A 15,226-nucleotide genomic window follows, 5' to 3' on the forward strand; every position below is an offset into this window, starting at 1 on the left:
AGGGAACCGCCGGCGAACGGGCGACGACCCCGGGAGGGGCCCGGGGCCGGGTCGCCGTCCGTACGGGAGGCCGGGGCGGGGGGCCGATCTTTGTGGTTTCCGCCAGTACGGCAGCGCGTCGGGATGTGGAGAGACTGCCCGTCGGAGGCCGTGGCCCGTCCGGGGGCGGGAGTCCGGGGCGGGGTCGCGGCACGAGGGACCACACGGGAGGACAGCAGCATGAGCGTGCAGCAGTACGACGGGATCGGCGAGGCGTTCGAGGGCTTCAAGGCCCTGCCCCTGGTGCGGTACGGGGAGGTTCCGAGCTTCCTGTCCATGGTCGGGGACGTGCGGGGCAGGGCGGTCCTCGACCTGGCCTCCGGCACCGGCTTCTACAGCAGGGAGTTCAGGCGGCGCGGCGCCTCGGACGTGCTCGGCATCGACATCTCCGGGGAGATGGTCGCCGTGGCGCGGGCGTGGGAGGAGCGCGAGCCGCTGGGGGTGCGCTACGAGGTGGGCGACGCGGCCGAACTGCGGACCCTGGAGCGGCGCTTCGACATCGCCGTGGCGGTCCAGCTGCTCAACTACGCCGAGGACGTCGCCACCGTCGAGCGGATGTGCCGCACCGTGCACCGGAGTCTGGCGCCCGGCGCCGAGTTCTTCCTCTTCAACCAGTCGCCCGACTACGACTTCGGCGGGCCCTCCCTGGCCAAGTACGGCTTCGTCACCGAGCTGACCGGCGAGGAGAGCGAGGCCGGACCGCGCGTCCGGACGACGGCGCTGCTCGACCCGCCGGTCACGATCCTCAGCACGTTCCCGCGCCGCGAGGTGTACGAGGAGGCCCTGCGGGCGGCCGGATTCAGCGAGGTGACATGGGTGCCGCTGACGGTGTCCGACGAGGGGGTCCGCGAGTACGGCGCCGAGTTCTGGGCCGACTTCCTCGCCAATCCCCCGCTGGTGATGCTGCGCTGCCGCGCCTGACGGCCGGCGGTTCCGCCGCGCCTGGCCCGGCGGCGGAGAGGTCGACCGCCGTCGCCCCGGCCCCTCTGCGGGCCGCGGCGACGGCGAGGACACCGGTGCCGGTGCGCCGGCGGGCGCCGCACGGTCAGTCCTCCAGGGGGCGGGTGGCCGGGCCCTGGAGCACCGTGCCGTCGGCCGCGAACCGGGAGCCGTGACACGGGCACTCCCAGGTCTGATCGGCATCGTCGAATCCCAGCTCACAGCCCATGTGCGTGCAGCGGCGACCGCTCCGGCGGCCTGCCACGTAGTCGCGGGCCACGGTGGTCTGCCGCCGGACGACCTCGGGCACCTCGCGCACGGGCAGCAGCCGGCGCGGGTCGAAGAGCTCCGTCCAGGGCGGGCGCGGCGCGCCGGTCACGTGGGCGGTGAGCAGGCGGCCCGCGGCGATCCCGTTGCCGAGCCCCCAGCCGCCGAAACCGGTGGCGACATGGACGTGCTGGGTGTCCGGGTGCTCATGGCCGACGTAGGGCAGGCCGTCGACCGTGTGCACGTCCTGGGCCGCCCACCGGTGGACCCGCGGCGCCTCGGCGAAGCCGGGCAGGTGGCCGCGCGCCCAGGCCTCCAGGCGGGCGTGCCGTTCGCGCACGCCCCCGCTCCCCGGTTCGAACGCCTCCCCCGCGACGATCAGCAGCCGTCGTCCGCCGCCCAGCGGGGCGGTGCGCACCGACCGGGTGTCGTCGTCGGGCGTCCAGTACATCCCGTACGGGGCGTGCCGCTCGTCGACGGCGGCGGCGACGACGAGCTCCCGGCGCACCGAGAGCCGCATCAGCAGGGTCCTGTGGCAGCGGAGCGGGAACTGGGTCGCGAGGACGACGTCGCGGGCGTGGACCGTGGCTCCGCCCTCCAGGGCGAGCCGGCATTCGGCGCCCTCCCGGAGGCCGGTGACGCGGGTGCCTTCGTGGACGCGGCCCCCGTGGGCGACGACGTCGTCCGCCACGGCGAGGAGGAGGCGGCGCGGATGGAACTGCAGCTGGTCCTCCACCCGTACGGCCGCCGCGACCGGGTACGGCAGGTCCGTCTCGGTCACGGCGGTGGCCCGCAGGCCGGCCTCCGCGGCGGCCGCCGCCTCCGCGCGGATCTCCGCCACGCCCGCCTCGTCGCGGGTGTACGCGTAGGCCGGCCGTCGTTCGAGCTCCGCGTCGACACCCAGCTCGGCGCAGAGCGACACCGCCTGCCGCAGTGCGTCCTCCTGCGCGTCGGCGTACAGGGCCGCCGCCTCCGCGCCCCGCCGGCGGCTCAGGTCCGCGTAGCGGAGTCCGTGCAGCGACGTCAGGGTGCCGATGGTCCGCCCGGACATCCCGGCCGCGATCCGGCCGGCTTCCAGCACCACCACGTCGCGCCCCGCGCGCGTCAGCTCGCGCGCGGTGCAGAGCCCGACGACTCCGGCTCCCACCACGACCACGTCGGCGACGAGATCACCCTCCAGCGGCGCCCTGGCCTCGGGGGGCGGTGCCGACTCCATCCAGTACGAGCCACCGGATCCGCGCATGATCACTCCTTGCAGCGGCGGAAGTCATTCGTGGGGCCGATCCGCGTCGTCTCCCGCGGCCTGGCACGGCCGAGGTGTCCGAAACGGGCTGCCATCGCCCTTCACCCCTCTCCATTCTCGCCGTTTCGCCCCGATCCGCCGGGTCGCCGGAGGGCGGGCGTGATGGGCGGCGGCGGGCCGGGGGCAGTCGCGCGGTGTCGGCGCGGTCGGATCCGATCGGTGGTGCGTGAGGTCCGTTTCCCCGCCGGGCAACGCCCCGGGAGGCGGGCGGCGCGCGGAGGCCCGGCCCCGCGCGGCACGCATGGTCCCGGGTGACGGGGGCAACCGCACGGTACCGAGGGCCTCGTGCCGAGACCGACCGGCCGGCCTCGGAGGCAGCGGAGGTGTGGTCATGGTTCCTCTTCTTCTCGTCCTCCTCGTGATCCTGGTGCTGTTCGGCGCGGGGTTCGCCCTGGAGGTGCTCTGGTACGTGGCCATCGCCGTCCTCGTCCTGTGGCTGCTCGGCTTCCTGATGAAGAGCGGCAGCGGACGCTGGTACCGCTGGTGAACGCCGCCGGTGACGGCGCCTACGAGCGGGACCGGCACTACCTCACGACACGGATCACGGCCGACGGCCGGGACGGCTACCCCGTGGAGCCCGGGCGCTACCGGCTGGTCGTCGCGCGGGCCTGTCCCTGGGCGAACCGGGCCGCGATCGTCCGGCGGCTGATGGGCCTGGAGGACGTGCTGTCGATGGGCGTCGCCGGGCCCGTGCACGACGAGCGCAGCTGGTCCTTCCACCTCGATCCGGGCGGCCGGGACCCCGTCCTCGGCATCGAGCGGCTGCGGGAGGCGTACGTCCGGCGCCGGCCCGGATACCCGCGTGGCATCACCGTGCCCGCGATCGTCGACATCCCCACCGGCCAGGTGGTGACCAACGACTTCGACCGGATCACGCTCGACCTGGGCAGCCAGTGGACGGCCCACCAGCGGGACGGCGCACCGGACCTCTACCCGGAGAGGTGGCGCGACGAGATCGACGAGGTGGCCGAGGGGGTGTACCGGGACGTCAACAACGGGGTCTACGCGTGCGGTTTCGCCGGCGACCAGCAGGCGTACGACGAGGCGTACCGGCGCCTGTGGGAGCGGCTCGACCAGGTGGAGGAGCGGCTGCGTGAACGGCGCTACCTGGTCGGCGACACCCTCACCGAGGCCGACGTCCGCCTCTTCCCGACCCTGGTGCGCTTCGACGCCGTCTACCACGGCCATTTCAAGTGCAACCGGCAGAAGCTGACCGAACTCCCGGCCCTGTGGGGGTACGCGCGGGACCTGTTCCAGACTCCCGGTTTCGGCGACACGATCGACTTCGAGCAGATCAAGGCGCACTACTACGTCGTCCATCACGACATCAACCCGACCGGGATCGTCCCCCGGGGCCCGGACCTCCGGAACTGGCTCACGCCGCACGGCCGCGAGTCCCTCGGCGGCCGCCCCTTCGGCGACGGCACCCCTCCCGGCCCACCGCCTCCGTCCGAACGGGTTCCTTCACTCGCCTGAGCCGGCCTCACCGCCGTGGTGACGGCGTACCACCCGTGCCGGCGTGGCCGGGTGTCGCCGCGGCGTGGGGGTGCTCGGGTGCCACTCCATGAGCAGGATCGTGGCGTCGTCGCGCAGCTTGTGGTCCTGGTGCTGCCGCAGTCCCTGGATCAGGCGCCGGAGGGCTTCGGGGGCGGGGGCGCCCGCCGCCGTGGCGCGGATGACCGTGTCGGCCAGCCGTTCCTCGCCGTAGAGGTCTCCCTCGGGCGAGCGGGCCTCGGTGACGCCGTCGCTGTAGAGCAGGACCCGGTCGCCGGGCTGGAGGCGGACGGAGTGCTCGGTGGGTGGGGACGCGGCGAGGAAGTTCCACCCGAGCGGCAGGTCGGGCTCCCTCGCCAGGACTTGCGGGAGAACCCTGCCGTGGCGGATCAACAGGGGTGGCGGGTGGCCGCAGTTGATCCAGTCCAGCCGTCCGTCGGAGGTGTCCAGATGGGCGACGACGGCGGTCATGAGCCGGTCGGTGAACCACGCGTCCAGGATGCGGTCGATCGAGGAGACGATGTCGGTCAGCGAACCGCCCGAGCGGCGGGTCGCGCGGCAGGCGGCGAGCCCGGCGGCGCTGGCGCCGCCCGAGGCCAGGTCGTGGCCCATGGAGTCGAGGACGGTCAGGTGCAGGCCGCGGTCGTCCAGGGTGTGGTCGAAGGTGTCGCCACCGATGTCGTACGCGGGTTCCAGCACCGCCGAGGAGGTCACGTCCGCCGTTCCGATGGTCCGCGGCGGCAGGAAGGCCCACAACAGCTCGGCCTGGACCGTCATCGCCCGCAGGCGTTCCGCCTCCACCAGCAGGTCGCTGTGGGAGGACTTCGACATCACCAGCAGTGCGGCCACCCCGGCGAGCGCCGCGCCCCGCGCGAGGAGCGCGTCGTCCGGCGCGGGCGCGGTCACCATCAGGACGCCGAGGCGCTCGACCCCGTCGATCATCGGCAGCCAGGCGGTGCCGCCGTCCCTGGACCGCTGCGTCTGCTGCGTCCGGTAGGCCAGGCCCGCCAGTGACGTGTCGACGTCGAGCGTCGGCTGTCCCGTCGCACCGGGCTGGGGCAGGGCGACCAGCCGCATCTGCTGAAGGTCCGCCAGGTACATGGCCGTCCCCTCGAACCCCATGCGCCGGGCCGCGTCCCCCACCAGGCCGGCGAGCTCCCGTCCGGACGTGAGGTGAGATCGGCCCAGCAGATCGGCCAGGACATCCTCGAACGTCGACACAGGACCTCCGCTGCTCTCCTCATGGCGTCGTGCGGCGTGGGCGGCACGTCGTGCGGCGCGGGGCGGCCGGCCCTCTCTCGGGGGGTGGGTCCCACGCTACGCAGGCTGTCCGGTGATCGCACGCCTAGTCACGCTCCCCCAGCTCGGCCCAGACGGTCTTGCCCTCGCCGGTGTAGCGCACGCCCCAGTTCTCGGCGAGGGTGGCGCAGATGAGCAGACCGCGGCCGCCCTCGTCGACGGCCCTGGCGTGACGGAGGTGGGGGGCGGCCTGCCCCGCGTCGCCGACCTCGCAGATCAGCCCGGTGGCGGAGTCCGTGATCAGGCGCAGGGTGATGGGGGCGGCGCCGTAGCGGACGGCGTTGGTGACGAGTTCGCTGGCGACGAGGGTCGCCGTGAACGGGTCGGCGGGGTGGTTCCACCGCCGGAGGCACTCCTCGACGCGCGTCCGCGCGGTGGCGGCGGCCGAGGGGTCGAAGGGGAGCGTCCACTCGGCGAGTTCGCTCGGCGGGAGGTGCCGGGTCCTCGCGAGGAGCACCACACGGTCGGGGGCGAGGAGCCCCTCCACCGCGTCGGCCATCGCCTCCACGCCGCGGTCCGGGTGTCCGAGGGCGCCGAGGAGCTCCCGCGTCCCGGGGTGTCCGTCCCCCGATGTGCCGGGCGAGACCATGCAGAGCGTGCTGCCCTCGGGCAGGTGGTGGGTGGCGCAGGCGAAGGGCGGGCCGCCGGAGCCGAGCAGGGGGCCCTCGTCGACGGGATTCGTGTCGGTCGATCCGTCGGGCCGGACGACGACGAAGAGCGAGGTGCCGGCGCGGGCGATGTCGAGCCGTCCGTCGACGGGATCGTGGACGGCCACGGTGCAGCTGGCCGTCGGGCGGTCGGTCCCGGACCCGTTCGCGTGCTCGGCGGCGAGGCGGAGCGTGGTGGCGTGCAGGCGGGCGAGGAGTTCGTGCGGGTCGAGGTCGAGCGTGGTCAGGCTGTGCACGGCGGTCCGCAGCCGGCTCATGGTGGCGACGGCGCTGAGTCCCGCGTGCTCGACCTGGCCGACGACGAGCGCCACCCGCGCGCCCGGGAGCGGGACGACGTCGAACCAGGCCCCGGCGCCGCTCCCGCCGGGGAGGTGGCGCTGGGCCACGTCGACGGCCCGCTGCGTGGCCTCCTCCTGGCGCAGCGGCCAGCTCTGCAGCGCGGTCATGATCACGTGCTCGCGGGTGAACCGCAGGGCGTTCTCCAGGCACGTCGCCGTACGGTCGGCGAGCCCCTCGACGAGCTGGGCGTCGTGCGCGCTGTACGGTTCGGCGCCGGGCGCCCGCTGGAAGGCGACGACCCCGAAGATCTGCCCCCGTACGGTCAGGGGGGCGACCAGCCGTGTCCCGGTGGTCCCGTCCTCCTCCTCGCACGGGATCAGGACGGCCCGGGGCGGCAGTGTGGCCCCGAAGATCCCGGGGAGCAGGGCGGCGCCCGGCTGCGGGACGGGCGGCCCCGCCTCGGTGCGGCCCGCCGCGGCGCAGCGCAGCAGGGGGGCCGGGTTCCGGGAGCGCAGTCCCGGCTCCCTTCCCCTCAGCACGGTGTCGGTGAGGGCGACCACGACGGAGTCGGCGAACCGCGGCAGCGTCAGGTCGACGAGTTCCCGTGCGGTCCGCTCCACGTCGAGGCTGGAGCCGATGCTCTCGTGGGCGTCCTGCAGGAGCCGGAGCCGGGCCTGGGCGCGTTCGCGTTCGGTGATGTCCGTGCTGGTGATGACCACGCCGAGGACGCGTCCGGCGGCGTCCTGGAGCCGGTAGACGGAGGCGGAGAAGACGTGCTCGGTCCGGGGGTCGGCGAGGGGCCGGCCGGTGACGCGCCGGTCGAGTGCCGGGCGGCCGGTGGCGAGGACGGTCCGCAGGACGTCCTCGTCGACGCTCACCCCGGCGTGGGCGTAGGCCTCTGCCGCCGGCCGTCCGACGAGCTGGTCCGGCGGAAGGCCCCGGATGCCCACGGCGACCGTGTTCACGCGGACGACGCGCAGCTCGGTGTCCAGGACGTGGAGTCCCACGGCGGCCTGGGTGAACACGGATTCCAGCACCGCCTCGCCCCAGAGCGCCGCGTCGTCGGGGCCGCCGGGGGTGGCGGGGCCGGGATCCGCAGGGCCGGTGGTGGCGGGGCGGGGGGTGGGGCCCGGACCCGGGGCGGGGCCCGGACCCGGGGTGGGGGTGGCGGGCGCGGGGCCGGGAGCCGCTCCTCCAGGAGCGAGCTCGACGTCCTTCGATCCGGACACGACCTGACCTCCGATACGACGGAACCGGGCGCAGAGCGGTCGCGTCGGTCCCAGCGGGCCGTCCGCCCCGCACCGAGCCTCTCCCACTTGCTCCCGTCGTGCGAACGGAGCGCGGACGCCGAGGCCCGGCGGCACCGGCGTGCGCTCCGCGCCCCGCGTGGCATGCTCAGATCTATGGAGGGCGAATCCGTGGCCCCCGACGGGGACGAGGCTGCGCCACCCGAGGTCCTCGCCCTGGCCAAGGTCGTGGCCAGACTGCGCGCCGAGGTCGTGGACCTGGAGGGCAGCGCCTCGATGACGGCCGTCCTCGAACGGGCCAAGGGCGTGCTCATGGCCCGGGCGGACCTGTCGGCGGACGCCGCCTACCGGCTGCTGCTGGACCGCGCGAAGCAGTACCGGAGGACCCTCCTGGAGGAGTGCTGGATCACCCTGGGGGGTGTCGGAGGGGAGTCCGGTCCGGCATCCGCGCCGCCAGGGCCCGGCCCGGCGCGGGAGGAGTGCCCGTCGCCGTTCAGCGCCGGACGCTACGTCCTCGGCGGCGCCCGGACGGACGGGCACCGGGCGGCCCTGGCCCGGCTGGCCCGGGGGCTCGCGGACGTGCGGCCGCCGGACGACGTCGCGGAGCTGCTCCGGTCGACGCTGGGCGAACCGGCGGGTGTGGACGCGGTGATGATCTACACGGTCGCGACGCCCGGAAGCCTGGAGCTGGTGGGCAGCGCGGGCCTCGACGACGCGTTCGCCGAGCAGTGGAGCCACATTCCGCCCCTCAGCGGCGTGGCCGCCCTGGAGGCCGTCGAGGTCCAGGAGGCGGTGTGGCTGGAAGACCCGGTGCGGGACGCCGTTCTGTACCGGCTGATCGGGGACCCGCCCGAGCGGTGGCCCTCCCGGGCCTGGCTCCCCGTGCCCGGCGGCCTGCCGATGACGACGGTCGTCGGCCTCCTCCGCAGCCGGCCCGGACCCTTCGACGCGCCGACCCGGACGCTGCTGCGGCGAGCCGTCAGGCTGTGCGGCGGGCCCCTGCGGGAGGACCGGGCGCCCCTCGGAGCCGCCGCTCCCGCCGATGACGTCTCCGCCGTGCAGCGGGTCTTCGACGCCCTGGCGGGCCCGGCGGTGCTGCTCACCCCCCTGCGGACGGAGGACGGTGACGTCGAGGACTTCCGGATCGACGCGGCGACGCGGGAGGCGGTCGACGTGGCCGGGCGACGCGGGAAGGAGCTGGTGGGCCGCCGGATCCTGGAGACGTACCCGACCGTCGCGGGGACCGCGCTGTGGGACGGCTACCTGGACACGCTGGTCACGGGGACGGTGTACGACGGCGAGCCCTTCACGTACGAGGAGGTGACCGCCGGTGTGCAGCAGGAGTCGGTGTACGCGGTGCACGCCTCCCGGCTCGACGGACGTCTCGTGGTGTCCTGGGTCCGCCACGACACCAGCGCGCGCGTGACCCGCCGGCTGGCCGGCATGCAGCGTCTGGGCAACCTCGGGTGGGCGGCCTGGAACCTGGTCACGGACACCCTCACCTGGTCGGACCAGGTCTACGTCGTCTTCGACCGCGATCCCGCCCTGGGGCCCATGCGGCTGGAGGAGCTGCCCCGGCACCTGGTGGCCGAGGACCTGCCGCGGGTGGGCGCGGCCGTCCAGCGGCTGCTCGTCGCCGGAGACCCCATCGACCAGCTCTTCCGCGTCACCACCGCGCACGGCGTACGCCATCTGCGGATCGTCGCCGAGGCGCAGCGGGACGCGGACGGCACCCCCGTCGAGGTGCACGGCTTCTTCCAGGACCTGTCCGCCCAGAAGGACGCCGAACTCGCCCTGCGCGACAGCGAACGCGAGAACCTCGTGCAGCGCGGCATGCTCAAGGCGGAGCGGGCGCTCGGGGCCCGTCTGCAGGACACGCTGCTGCCGATCCCCGAGCAGTCGCTGGACCTCGCGGGGCTGCGCGTCGACGTCGCCTACGTCCCGGCCGACCGGGGTCTCAACGTCGGGGGCGACTGGTACTCGGCGATCGAACTCCCCGACCGGAGCGCGCTGTTCGTCGTCGGCGACGTCGCCGGCCACGGCCTGGCGGCCGTCGGCACCATGGCCCAGCTCCGGTTCACCACCAAGGGCATGACGGTGACGGGATCGCGTCTGCCCGACGTCCTCGGCCGGCTGAACGCCCTCCTCCTGCACACGGCGCCGAACGAGCGCCGTGCCACCGCCACCATGGTCATGGGGCGCTACCGGCCCTGGGACCACCGCCTGACCTGGGTACGGGCCGGGCATCTGCCGCCCCTGCTCGTGCGGGACGGCAGGGCGCGCTTCCTGGCCCAGCCCGAGGGCCGCCTCCTGGGCGCCGCCCCCGACTCCCGGTACGGACAGGCCGAGGTGACCCTGCTCCCCGGGGACCATCTCCTCTTCTACACCGACGGGCTCGTGGAGCTGCCGGGCGAGGACCTCCGGGCGGGGCTCGACCGTCTGGCCTCCCGGGCGCTGCGCCTCCTGCGCGAGGGCGGCCACCCGGTGCTCGCCCGGACGCTGGCTGCGGCGGGCCCGGCGAACCGGGACGACATCTGCGTCCTCGCCGTCCATCTGCCGGAGGACGCCCCGCCCGATCAGCGAGGCTGATGGGGCCGTTCGGGCGGAGGGGGCGCGGTGCGGCGGCGGGCTTCCGCGAGGGCGGTGTCGAGGGCGCCGAACAGCTGCGGTGTGGCGGGCACGATCCCTCCCTCGCCGAGGCGGGCGGCGACCCCCGAGCGTTCCAGGAGCCGGAGAAGCGGGGGCTGGACGCCGCAGAGGACGAGTCGGCCGCCCTGGTCGGACAGCCGGGCGGCGTACCGGTCGAGGAGTCCGAGCATCGCGGAGGACGGCACGTCGGGCAGGGCGCGCACCACGAGGATCAGGACGGCGCCCCGGGCTCCGTCGGTCGCCGGGAGGCCGCTCTCGATCCGGGGCAGTTCGGCGAAGAAGGACGAGCCGGCGTAGTCGAGGACGGTGATGCCGCCGGGGGTGAGGGCGGCGGGCGGTTCGGCGGTCTCCCAGTGGCCGGGGCCGGTGGGCCGGTCGGGGGTGCGGCGCAGGGCGACGAGCTTGGCCTGGCGGGCGGCCTGCGCGCAGTACAGGAGCAGGGAGAGGACGGCGCCGAGGACGATGGCCCGCTGGAGCGGGAGCTGGGTGGTGGCGAGGAAGGTCAGGACCATCGCCCCCGCCGAGAGCCAGGACGTGCGGAACACCAGCAGGATGTCGTGGCGCTTTCCCCAGATCAGCTCGCCGCCCACGACCAGGATGAGTCCGCCGATGACCGGCATGGGGATGCGCTCGGCGAGCGAGCCGCAGAGGAGTACGACGAGGGCGAGGAAGACGCCGGAGACGACGCCGGCCCAGCGGGTGCGGGCCCCGGCGGATACGGCGACGCCGGTGCGGGACATCGACCCGCCCGAGGGCAGCGCCTGGAAGAGGCCTCCGGCGAGGTTCGCGCAGCCCTGCGCCCGGAAGTCGCCGTCGACGTCGGAGCGGGTGCCGTCCGGGTTGGGCATGGACGGTGCGATGCCGGCGGCCTGCGCGAGCGCGACCAGGGCGACCGAAACTGCGCCCCAGACGAGATCGGGGACGGCGGAGAGGTCGGGCGCCGTGAAGGAGGGCAGGGCGGCGGGGATCGCGGCGATGTCCTTCACGAGTTCCACGTCCGTGGACAGGGCCGCGACGGCCAGGCTGACCGCGACCATGGCGACGAGGAGCGCGGCGGGTTCGAGGCGCTTCACCGCGCGGGCGAGCGCCCACACCGCGATCGTGGCGAGGGCGGTGAGGGTGGCGGCGGCCTGCCAGTCGCCGATGTGCCCCAGCCAGTCCCCCAGTTGGAGGAGCCTGTTGTGGCCCTGCGGCGCGTAGCCGGTCGCGTCCTTCAGGACGCCGGTGATGATCTGGAGCGCGATGCCGGTGGAGAAGCCGGTCATGACGGCGTGGGAGACGAAGCTCATCACGGCCCCGAGCCTCAACACCCCCATCAGCAGCATCACCACACCGACCAGCAGGGTCAGGGTGGCGACGTTCCCGGCGTCCTTCGGGTCGAGGCCGGCGTCCGCGAGGACGCTCTGCGAGGTGAGGGCGATCGCGCTGGTCAGGGTGGTGACCATGAGGACCGTGCGGGAGGTGAGCGAGCCGACGATCGCGGGCACCACGCCCGCGTAGAGCCCGGCGACGGGATTGAAGCCGGCGATCGCCGCGTACGCCATGCCCTCGGGGATGGAGAAGAGCCCCGTGACCGCGCCCGAGCTGACATCGGAGGCGGTCGGACGCCCCAGCCTTCCCGGCCCCACCCGCACGCCGCACCCCTCTCGCCGACACCGCCGTCCCTTGATCACCAAGGTGGCCGGGCGGGCGGCGGAACACGAGCCGGGTTCGGCCGTCCGGATGAACCGGCACCGCACGCGGTGTCCTGGCAACCGGCCGGTTGCACCACCGGGTTCGCCGATCCGTCCGATCCCGCCACCGTTCCCGTGGCGCTTGGCATGCTGGGGTCGACGGCCCCGGCCTCAGGCGCCGTGGCCACGTTCCACCCGGACCAGGAGGTTGTGCAGTGAGCGACAACTCACCGCCCCGAGGGAAGTCCGCCGCGGCGGTCTTCGACGAGGTCGGCGCACGGTACGAGGAGGTGTTCGCCGACATCCCCGGCCAGCTCGCGGCCCTGGAGTGGCTCACCGGGCACCTCGCGCCCGGCGCGCGCGTCCTCGACGTGGGCAGCGGAACCGGACGCCCGGCGGCGGAGGTGCTCTCCCGGGCGGGCTTCGAGGTCACCGGCATCGACGTGTCGGGCGAGATGGTCCGGCTGGCCCGGCAGCGGGTGCCCGCCGCCTCCTTCGAGCAGGCCGACGTGCGCTCGTACGCGCCCGCGGCCGGGGGGTACGACGCGGTGTGCGCCTTCTTCCCGCTGCTCGTGATGGATCAGCCCGAGGTCGCGGAGTCGCTGGCGCGCATGGCGTCGTGGGTCGCACCGGGCGGGTCGTTCGTGATGGCCACGGTGCCGGGGGACATCCGGGGACTCGAGATCGTGTGGATGGGGCACGAGGTGAGCGTGAGCAGCCTGGCGGCCGAGGAGCAGGTGCGCGTCCTGGAGGAGGCGGGCCTCGACGTGGTCCACCACGACACCGCGCTCTACCGGCCGCACGGCCCCGGAGCCGAACCCGAGCAGCACCTCTACGTGCACGCCCGCCGCCCGGCCGTTCAGGTGTGACGGGGCCGGCGGACCCTCGATCGGATCCGCTCCGGTAAGAGCGGGACCTAGCCCTCCGGGCGGAGCGCCTCCACCGCGCCGAGCATCAGTTCCAGGGCGAAGGGATAGCCGCTGTCGCTCATGTCGGCGGCGAGCAGGGGGAAGGTGGCGGCGATGTGCGGATGGGTGGCGGGCGACAGCTTGCCGTACACCGCGTGCCAGACCGCCGCCTCCTTCTCCTGGGCGGCGGGCGGCAGGGCGAGCGCGGCGGCGTCCTGGGCGGCGAAGGCGAGGGCCTGGTCGACGAAGGCGTGGTAGATCCGCACGGCGAGGACGTCGGGGAAGCCGGCGGTACGGAGGATGCCGAGGATCCGTTCGACGGCGCGGGTCTCGTGGGGGCGGCCGGTGGTGCGGTGCGCCGCGAGGAGCGCGGCCTGCGGATTGGTCTGGTAGCAGCCGTGGATGCGCAGCCCCATCTCGCGGAGGTCGGTGCGCCAGTCGCCGGTGGCCGTCCAGCCTTCCTGGGCGCGGCCGATCATCTCGTCGGCGACGGCGAGGAGCAGGGCGTCGGTGTTGCGGAAGTAGCGGTAGAGCGCGGTGGGGTCGGCGCCGAGCGCGGCGCCGAGTCTGCGGACCGAGAGGGCTTCCGCGCCATGCTGGGCGATCAGACGGAGCGCGGTCTCCACGATGAGCCGCTCCGAGAGGACCGCGCCCTGCTTGGTGGGGCGGCGGCGCTGCCTGCTGCCTTCGGGGACGACGCGTTCGGACATGGCCGGAACCTTACGTCAACACCATTGACGTGTAAACGGCTGTCCCGCTTGCATGGCGCCCAACAACCCGTCACCCCACGCTCTGGAGCGCCCCATGACCACGGCCGATCTGGTCTTCACGCGCGGACCCGTCTTCACGGTGGATCCGGCCCGCACCCGGGCGACCTCGCTCGCCGTCGTCGGCGAGCGGATCGCGGCCGTCGGGCACGACGAGGTACGGGAGCTGATCGGCCCCCGTACGGAGGTCGTCGACCTGACCGGAAAGCTGCTGCTGCCGGGCTTCCAGGACGCCCACGTGCACGCCGTGTCCGGTGGCAAGGAGCTGGCGGAGTGCGATCTGACCGGCACGACCGGCGTCCAGGAGTACCTGGACCGGATCCGCGGGTACGCGGACACCCACCCGGAGCACACCTGGATCACCGGCGGCGGCTGGTCGATGGAGAGCTTCGAGGGCGGGCTGCCCACACGGCAGTCGCTCGACGCGATCGTCCCGGACCGGCCGGTCCTGCTGTCGAACCGGGATCACCACGGCGCCTGGGCCAACACCCGGGCGCTCGAACTCGCCGGGATCACCACGGACACCCCCGACCCCGCCGACGGCCGCATCGAACGGGAGCCGGACGGCACCCCCAGCGGCATGCTCCAGGAGGGCGCGATCGGCCTGGTCTCCCGGCTGCAGCCGGCGTCCACCCCCGAGGAGCGGCTGGCCGGTCTGCTGCGGGCCCAGGAGCTGCTGCACTCGCTCGGCATCACGGCCTGGCAGGACGCGCTGCTCGGCTCGTTCGGCGGGATGCCGGACCCCTCGGACGCCTATGCGACCGCCGCCCGCGACGGCTCGCTCACCGCCCGGGTGACCGGCGCGCTCTGGTGGGACCGGGACCGGGGCTCCGAGCAGATCCCCGAACTGGTCGCCCTGCGCGAGAAGTTGAGCGTCGGACGGTTCCGCGCGGGCTCGGTGAAGATCATGCAGGACGGGATCGCGGAGAACTTCACCGCCGCGATGACCTCCCCCTACCTGGACGGCTGCGGCTGCGCCACCGCCAACAGCGGACTGAGCTTCGTCGACCCGGGGGCGCTGCGCGGGTACGTGACGGAGCTCGACGCCCTCGACTTCCAGGTCCACTTCCACGCCCTGGGCGACCGGGCCGTGCGCGAGGCCCTCGACGCGCTGGAGGCGGCGATCGCCGCCAACGGGCGCCGGGGCAACCGCCACCACCTCGCCCACCTCCAGGTGGTCCACCCGGAGGACCTCACGCGCTTCGCCGAGCTGGGCGCGCTCGCGAACATCCAGCCGCTGTGGGCCGCGCACGAGCCGCAGATGGACGAGCTGACCATCCCCTTCCTGGGTCCCGAACGGGCCGCCTGGCAGTACCCGTTCGGCGATCTGGTGCGGGCCGGCGCCACCCTCGCGGCCGGCAGCGACTGGCCGGTGAGCAGCCCTGACCCGATCGCCGGAGTCCATGTCGCCGTCAACCGCCGGGACCCCGAGGCCGCCGACGACCGGGTGTTCCTCGCCGAGCAGCGGATCGACCTGCCCACGGCGCTCGCCGCGTACACGGCGGGCACCGCCCATGTGAACCGGCTCGACGACACGGGCAGCCTGCGCGCCGGGAACCTCGCCGACCTCGTCGTCCTGGACCGCGACATCCTCACCGGCCCTCCGGAGGAGATCGCCGAGGCCCGGGTGGAACGGACCTACGTCGGCGGGCGGCTCGTGCACTCCCGCTGACCGGACCGGACCGGGGAGGGCC

The 15,226-nt window shown here is 74.4% G+C and carries 11 protein-coding genes; 6 read left to right on the forward strand and 5 right to left on the reverse strand.

What is annotated here, in order from left to right; genetic code table 11:
* The first annotated feature begins 219 nt into the window (after nucleotides 1-219).
* Complete coding sequence (locus ABT129_RS25510; RefSeq protein ID WP_351905914.1) at nucleotides 220-960, forward strand: class I SAM-dependent methyltransferase; 741 nt, start codon at nucleotides 220-222, stop codon at nucleotides 958-960.
* A 124-nt stretch (nucleotides 961-1,084) separates the two neighbouring features.
* Here ABT129_RS25510 and ABT129_RS25515 read toward each other — a convergent pair whose 3' ends face one another.
* Nucleotides 1,085-2,488: an FAD-dependent oxidoreductase gene (locus ABT129_RS25515; protein WP_351905917.1), complete on the reverse strand. Its 1,404-nt coding sequence runs from the start codon at nucleotides 2,486-2,488 to the stop codon at nucleotides 1,085-1,087.
* Between the two features lie 391 nt (nucleotides 2,489-2,879).
* Between ABT129_RS25515 and ABT129_RS25520 the strand changes: the two genes are divergently transcribed.
* Together ABT129_RS25520 and ABT129_RS25525 are read left to right on the forward strand one after the other, a co-directional pair.
* Nucleotides 2,880-3,035, forward strand: a complete 156-nt coding sequence (locus ABT129_RS25520) for a hydrophobic protein (protein WP_351905920.1) — start codon at nucleotides 2,880-2,882, stop codon at nucleotides 3,033-3,035.
* Nucleotides 3,032-4,024, forward strand: coding sequence for a glutathione S-transferase family protein (locus ABT129_RS25525; RefSeq protein ID WP_351905923.1), 993 nt, complete (start codon nucleotides 3,032-3,034; stop codon nucleotides 4,022-4,024). The genes ABT129_RS25520 and ABT129_RS25525 overlap by 4 nt, the downstream gene beginning before the upstream one ends.
* Here ABT129_RS25525 and ABT129_RS25530 read toward each other — a convergent pair.
* Both ABT129_RS25530 and ABT129_RS25535 read right to left on the reverse strand, forming a co-directional pair.
* Nucleotides 4,013-5,263, reverse strand: a complete 1,251-nt coding sequence (locus tag ABT129_RS25530) for a PP2C family protein-serine/threonine phosphatase (RefSeq protein WP_351905926.1) — start codon at nucleotides 5,261-5,263, stop codon at nucleotides 4,013-4,015. The genes ABT129_RS25525 and ABT129_RS25530 overlap by 12 nt on opposite strands.
* Before the next feature lie 124 nt (nucleotides 5,264-5,387).
* On the reverse strand, nucleotides 5,388-7,517 hold the full coding sequence (locus tag ABT129_RS25535) for a SpoIIE family protein phosphatase (RefSeq protein ID WP_351905929.1): 2,130 nt from the start codon (nucleotides 7,515-7,517) through the stop codon (nucleotides 5,388-5,390).
* 174 nt (nucleotides 7,518-7,691) lie between these two features.
* Between ABT129_RS25535 and ABT129_RS25540 the strand changes: the two genes are divergently transcribed.
* Nucleotides 7,692-10,124: a SpoIIE family protein phosphatase gene (locus ABT129_RS25540; protein ID WP_351905932.1), complete on the forward strand. Its 2,433-nt coding sequence runs from the start codon at nucleotides 7,692-7,694 to the stop codon at nucleotides 10,122-10,124.
* Here ABT129_RS25540 and ABT129_RS25545 read toward each other — a convergent pair.
* A complete protein-coding gene (locus ABT129_RS25545; RefSeq protein ID WP_351905935.1) occupies nucleotides 10,112-11,818 on the reverse strand; it encodes a SulP family inorganic anion transporter in 1,707 nt (568 codons plus the stop codon). The genes ABT129_RS25540 and ABT129_RS25545 overlap by 13 nt on opposite strands.
* Before the next feature lie 254 nt (nucleotides 11,819-12,072).
* Here ABT129_RS25545 and ABT129_RS25550 point away from each other — a divergent pair, with 254 nt between their 5' ends.
* Nucleotides 12,073-12,726, forward strand: coding sequence for a class I SAM-dependent methyltransferase (locus ABT129_RS25550; RefSeq protein ID WP_351905938.1), 654 nt, complete (start codon nucleotides 12,073-12,075; stop codon nucleotides 12,724-12,726).
* A gap of 47 nt (nucleotides 12,727-12,773) precedes the next feature.
* On the opposite strand, the gene ABT129_RS25555 is transcribed toward ABT129_RS25550, so the two are convergent.
* Nucleotides 12,774-13,475, reverse strand: coding sequence for a TetR/AcrR family transcriptional regulator (locus tag ABT129_RS25555; protein WP_351905941.1), 702 nt, complete (start codon nucleotides 13,473-13,475; stop codon nucleotides 12,774-12,776).
* Nucleotides 13,476-13,569: 94 nt separating this feature from the next.
* On the opposite strand from ABT129_RS25555, the gene ABT129_RS25560 reads away from it, so the two are divergent.
* Complete coding sequence (locus ABT129_RS25560; RefSeq protein ID WP_351905944.1) at nucleotides 13,570-15,204, forward strand: amidohydrolase; 1,635 nt, start codon at nucleotides 13,570-13,572, stop codon at nucleotides 15,202-15,204.
* Nucleotides 15,205-15,226: the final 22 nt, after the last annotated feature.

Source organism: Streptomyces sp. NPDC002057 (assembly GCF_040296665.1).
In the GTDB taxonomy this organism is placed as follows: domain Bacteria; phylum Actinomycetota; class Actinomycetes; order Streptomycetales; family Streptomycetaceae; genus Streptomyces.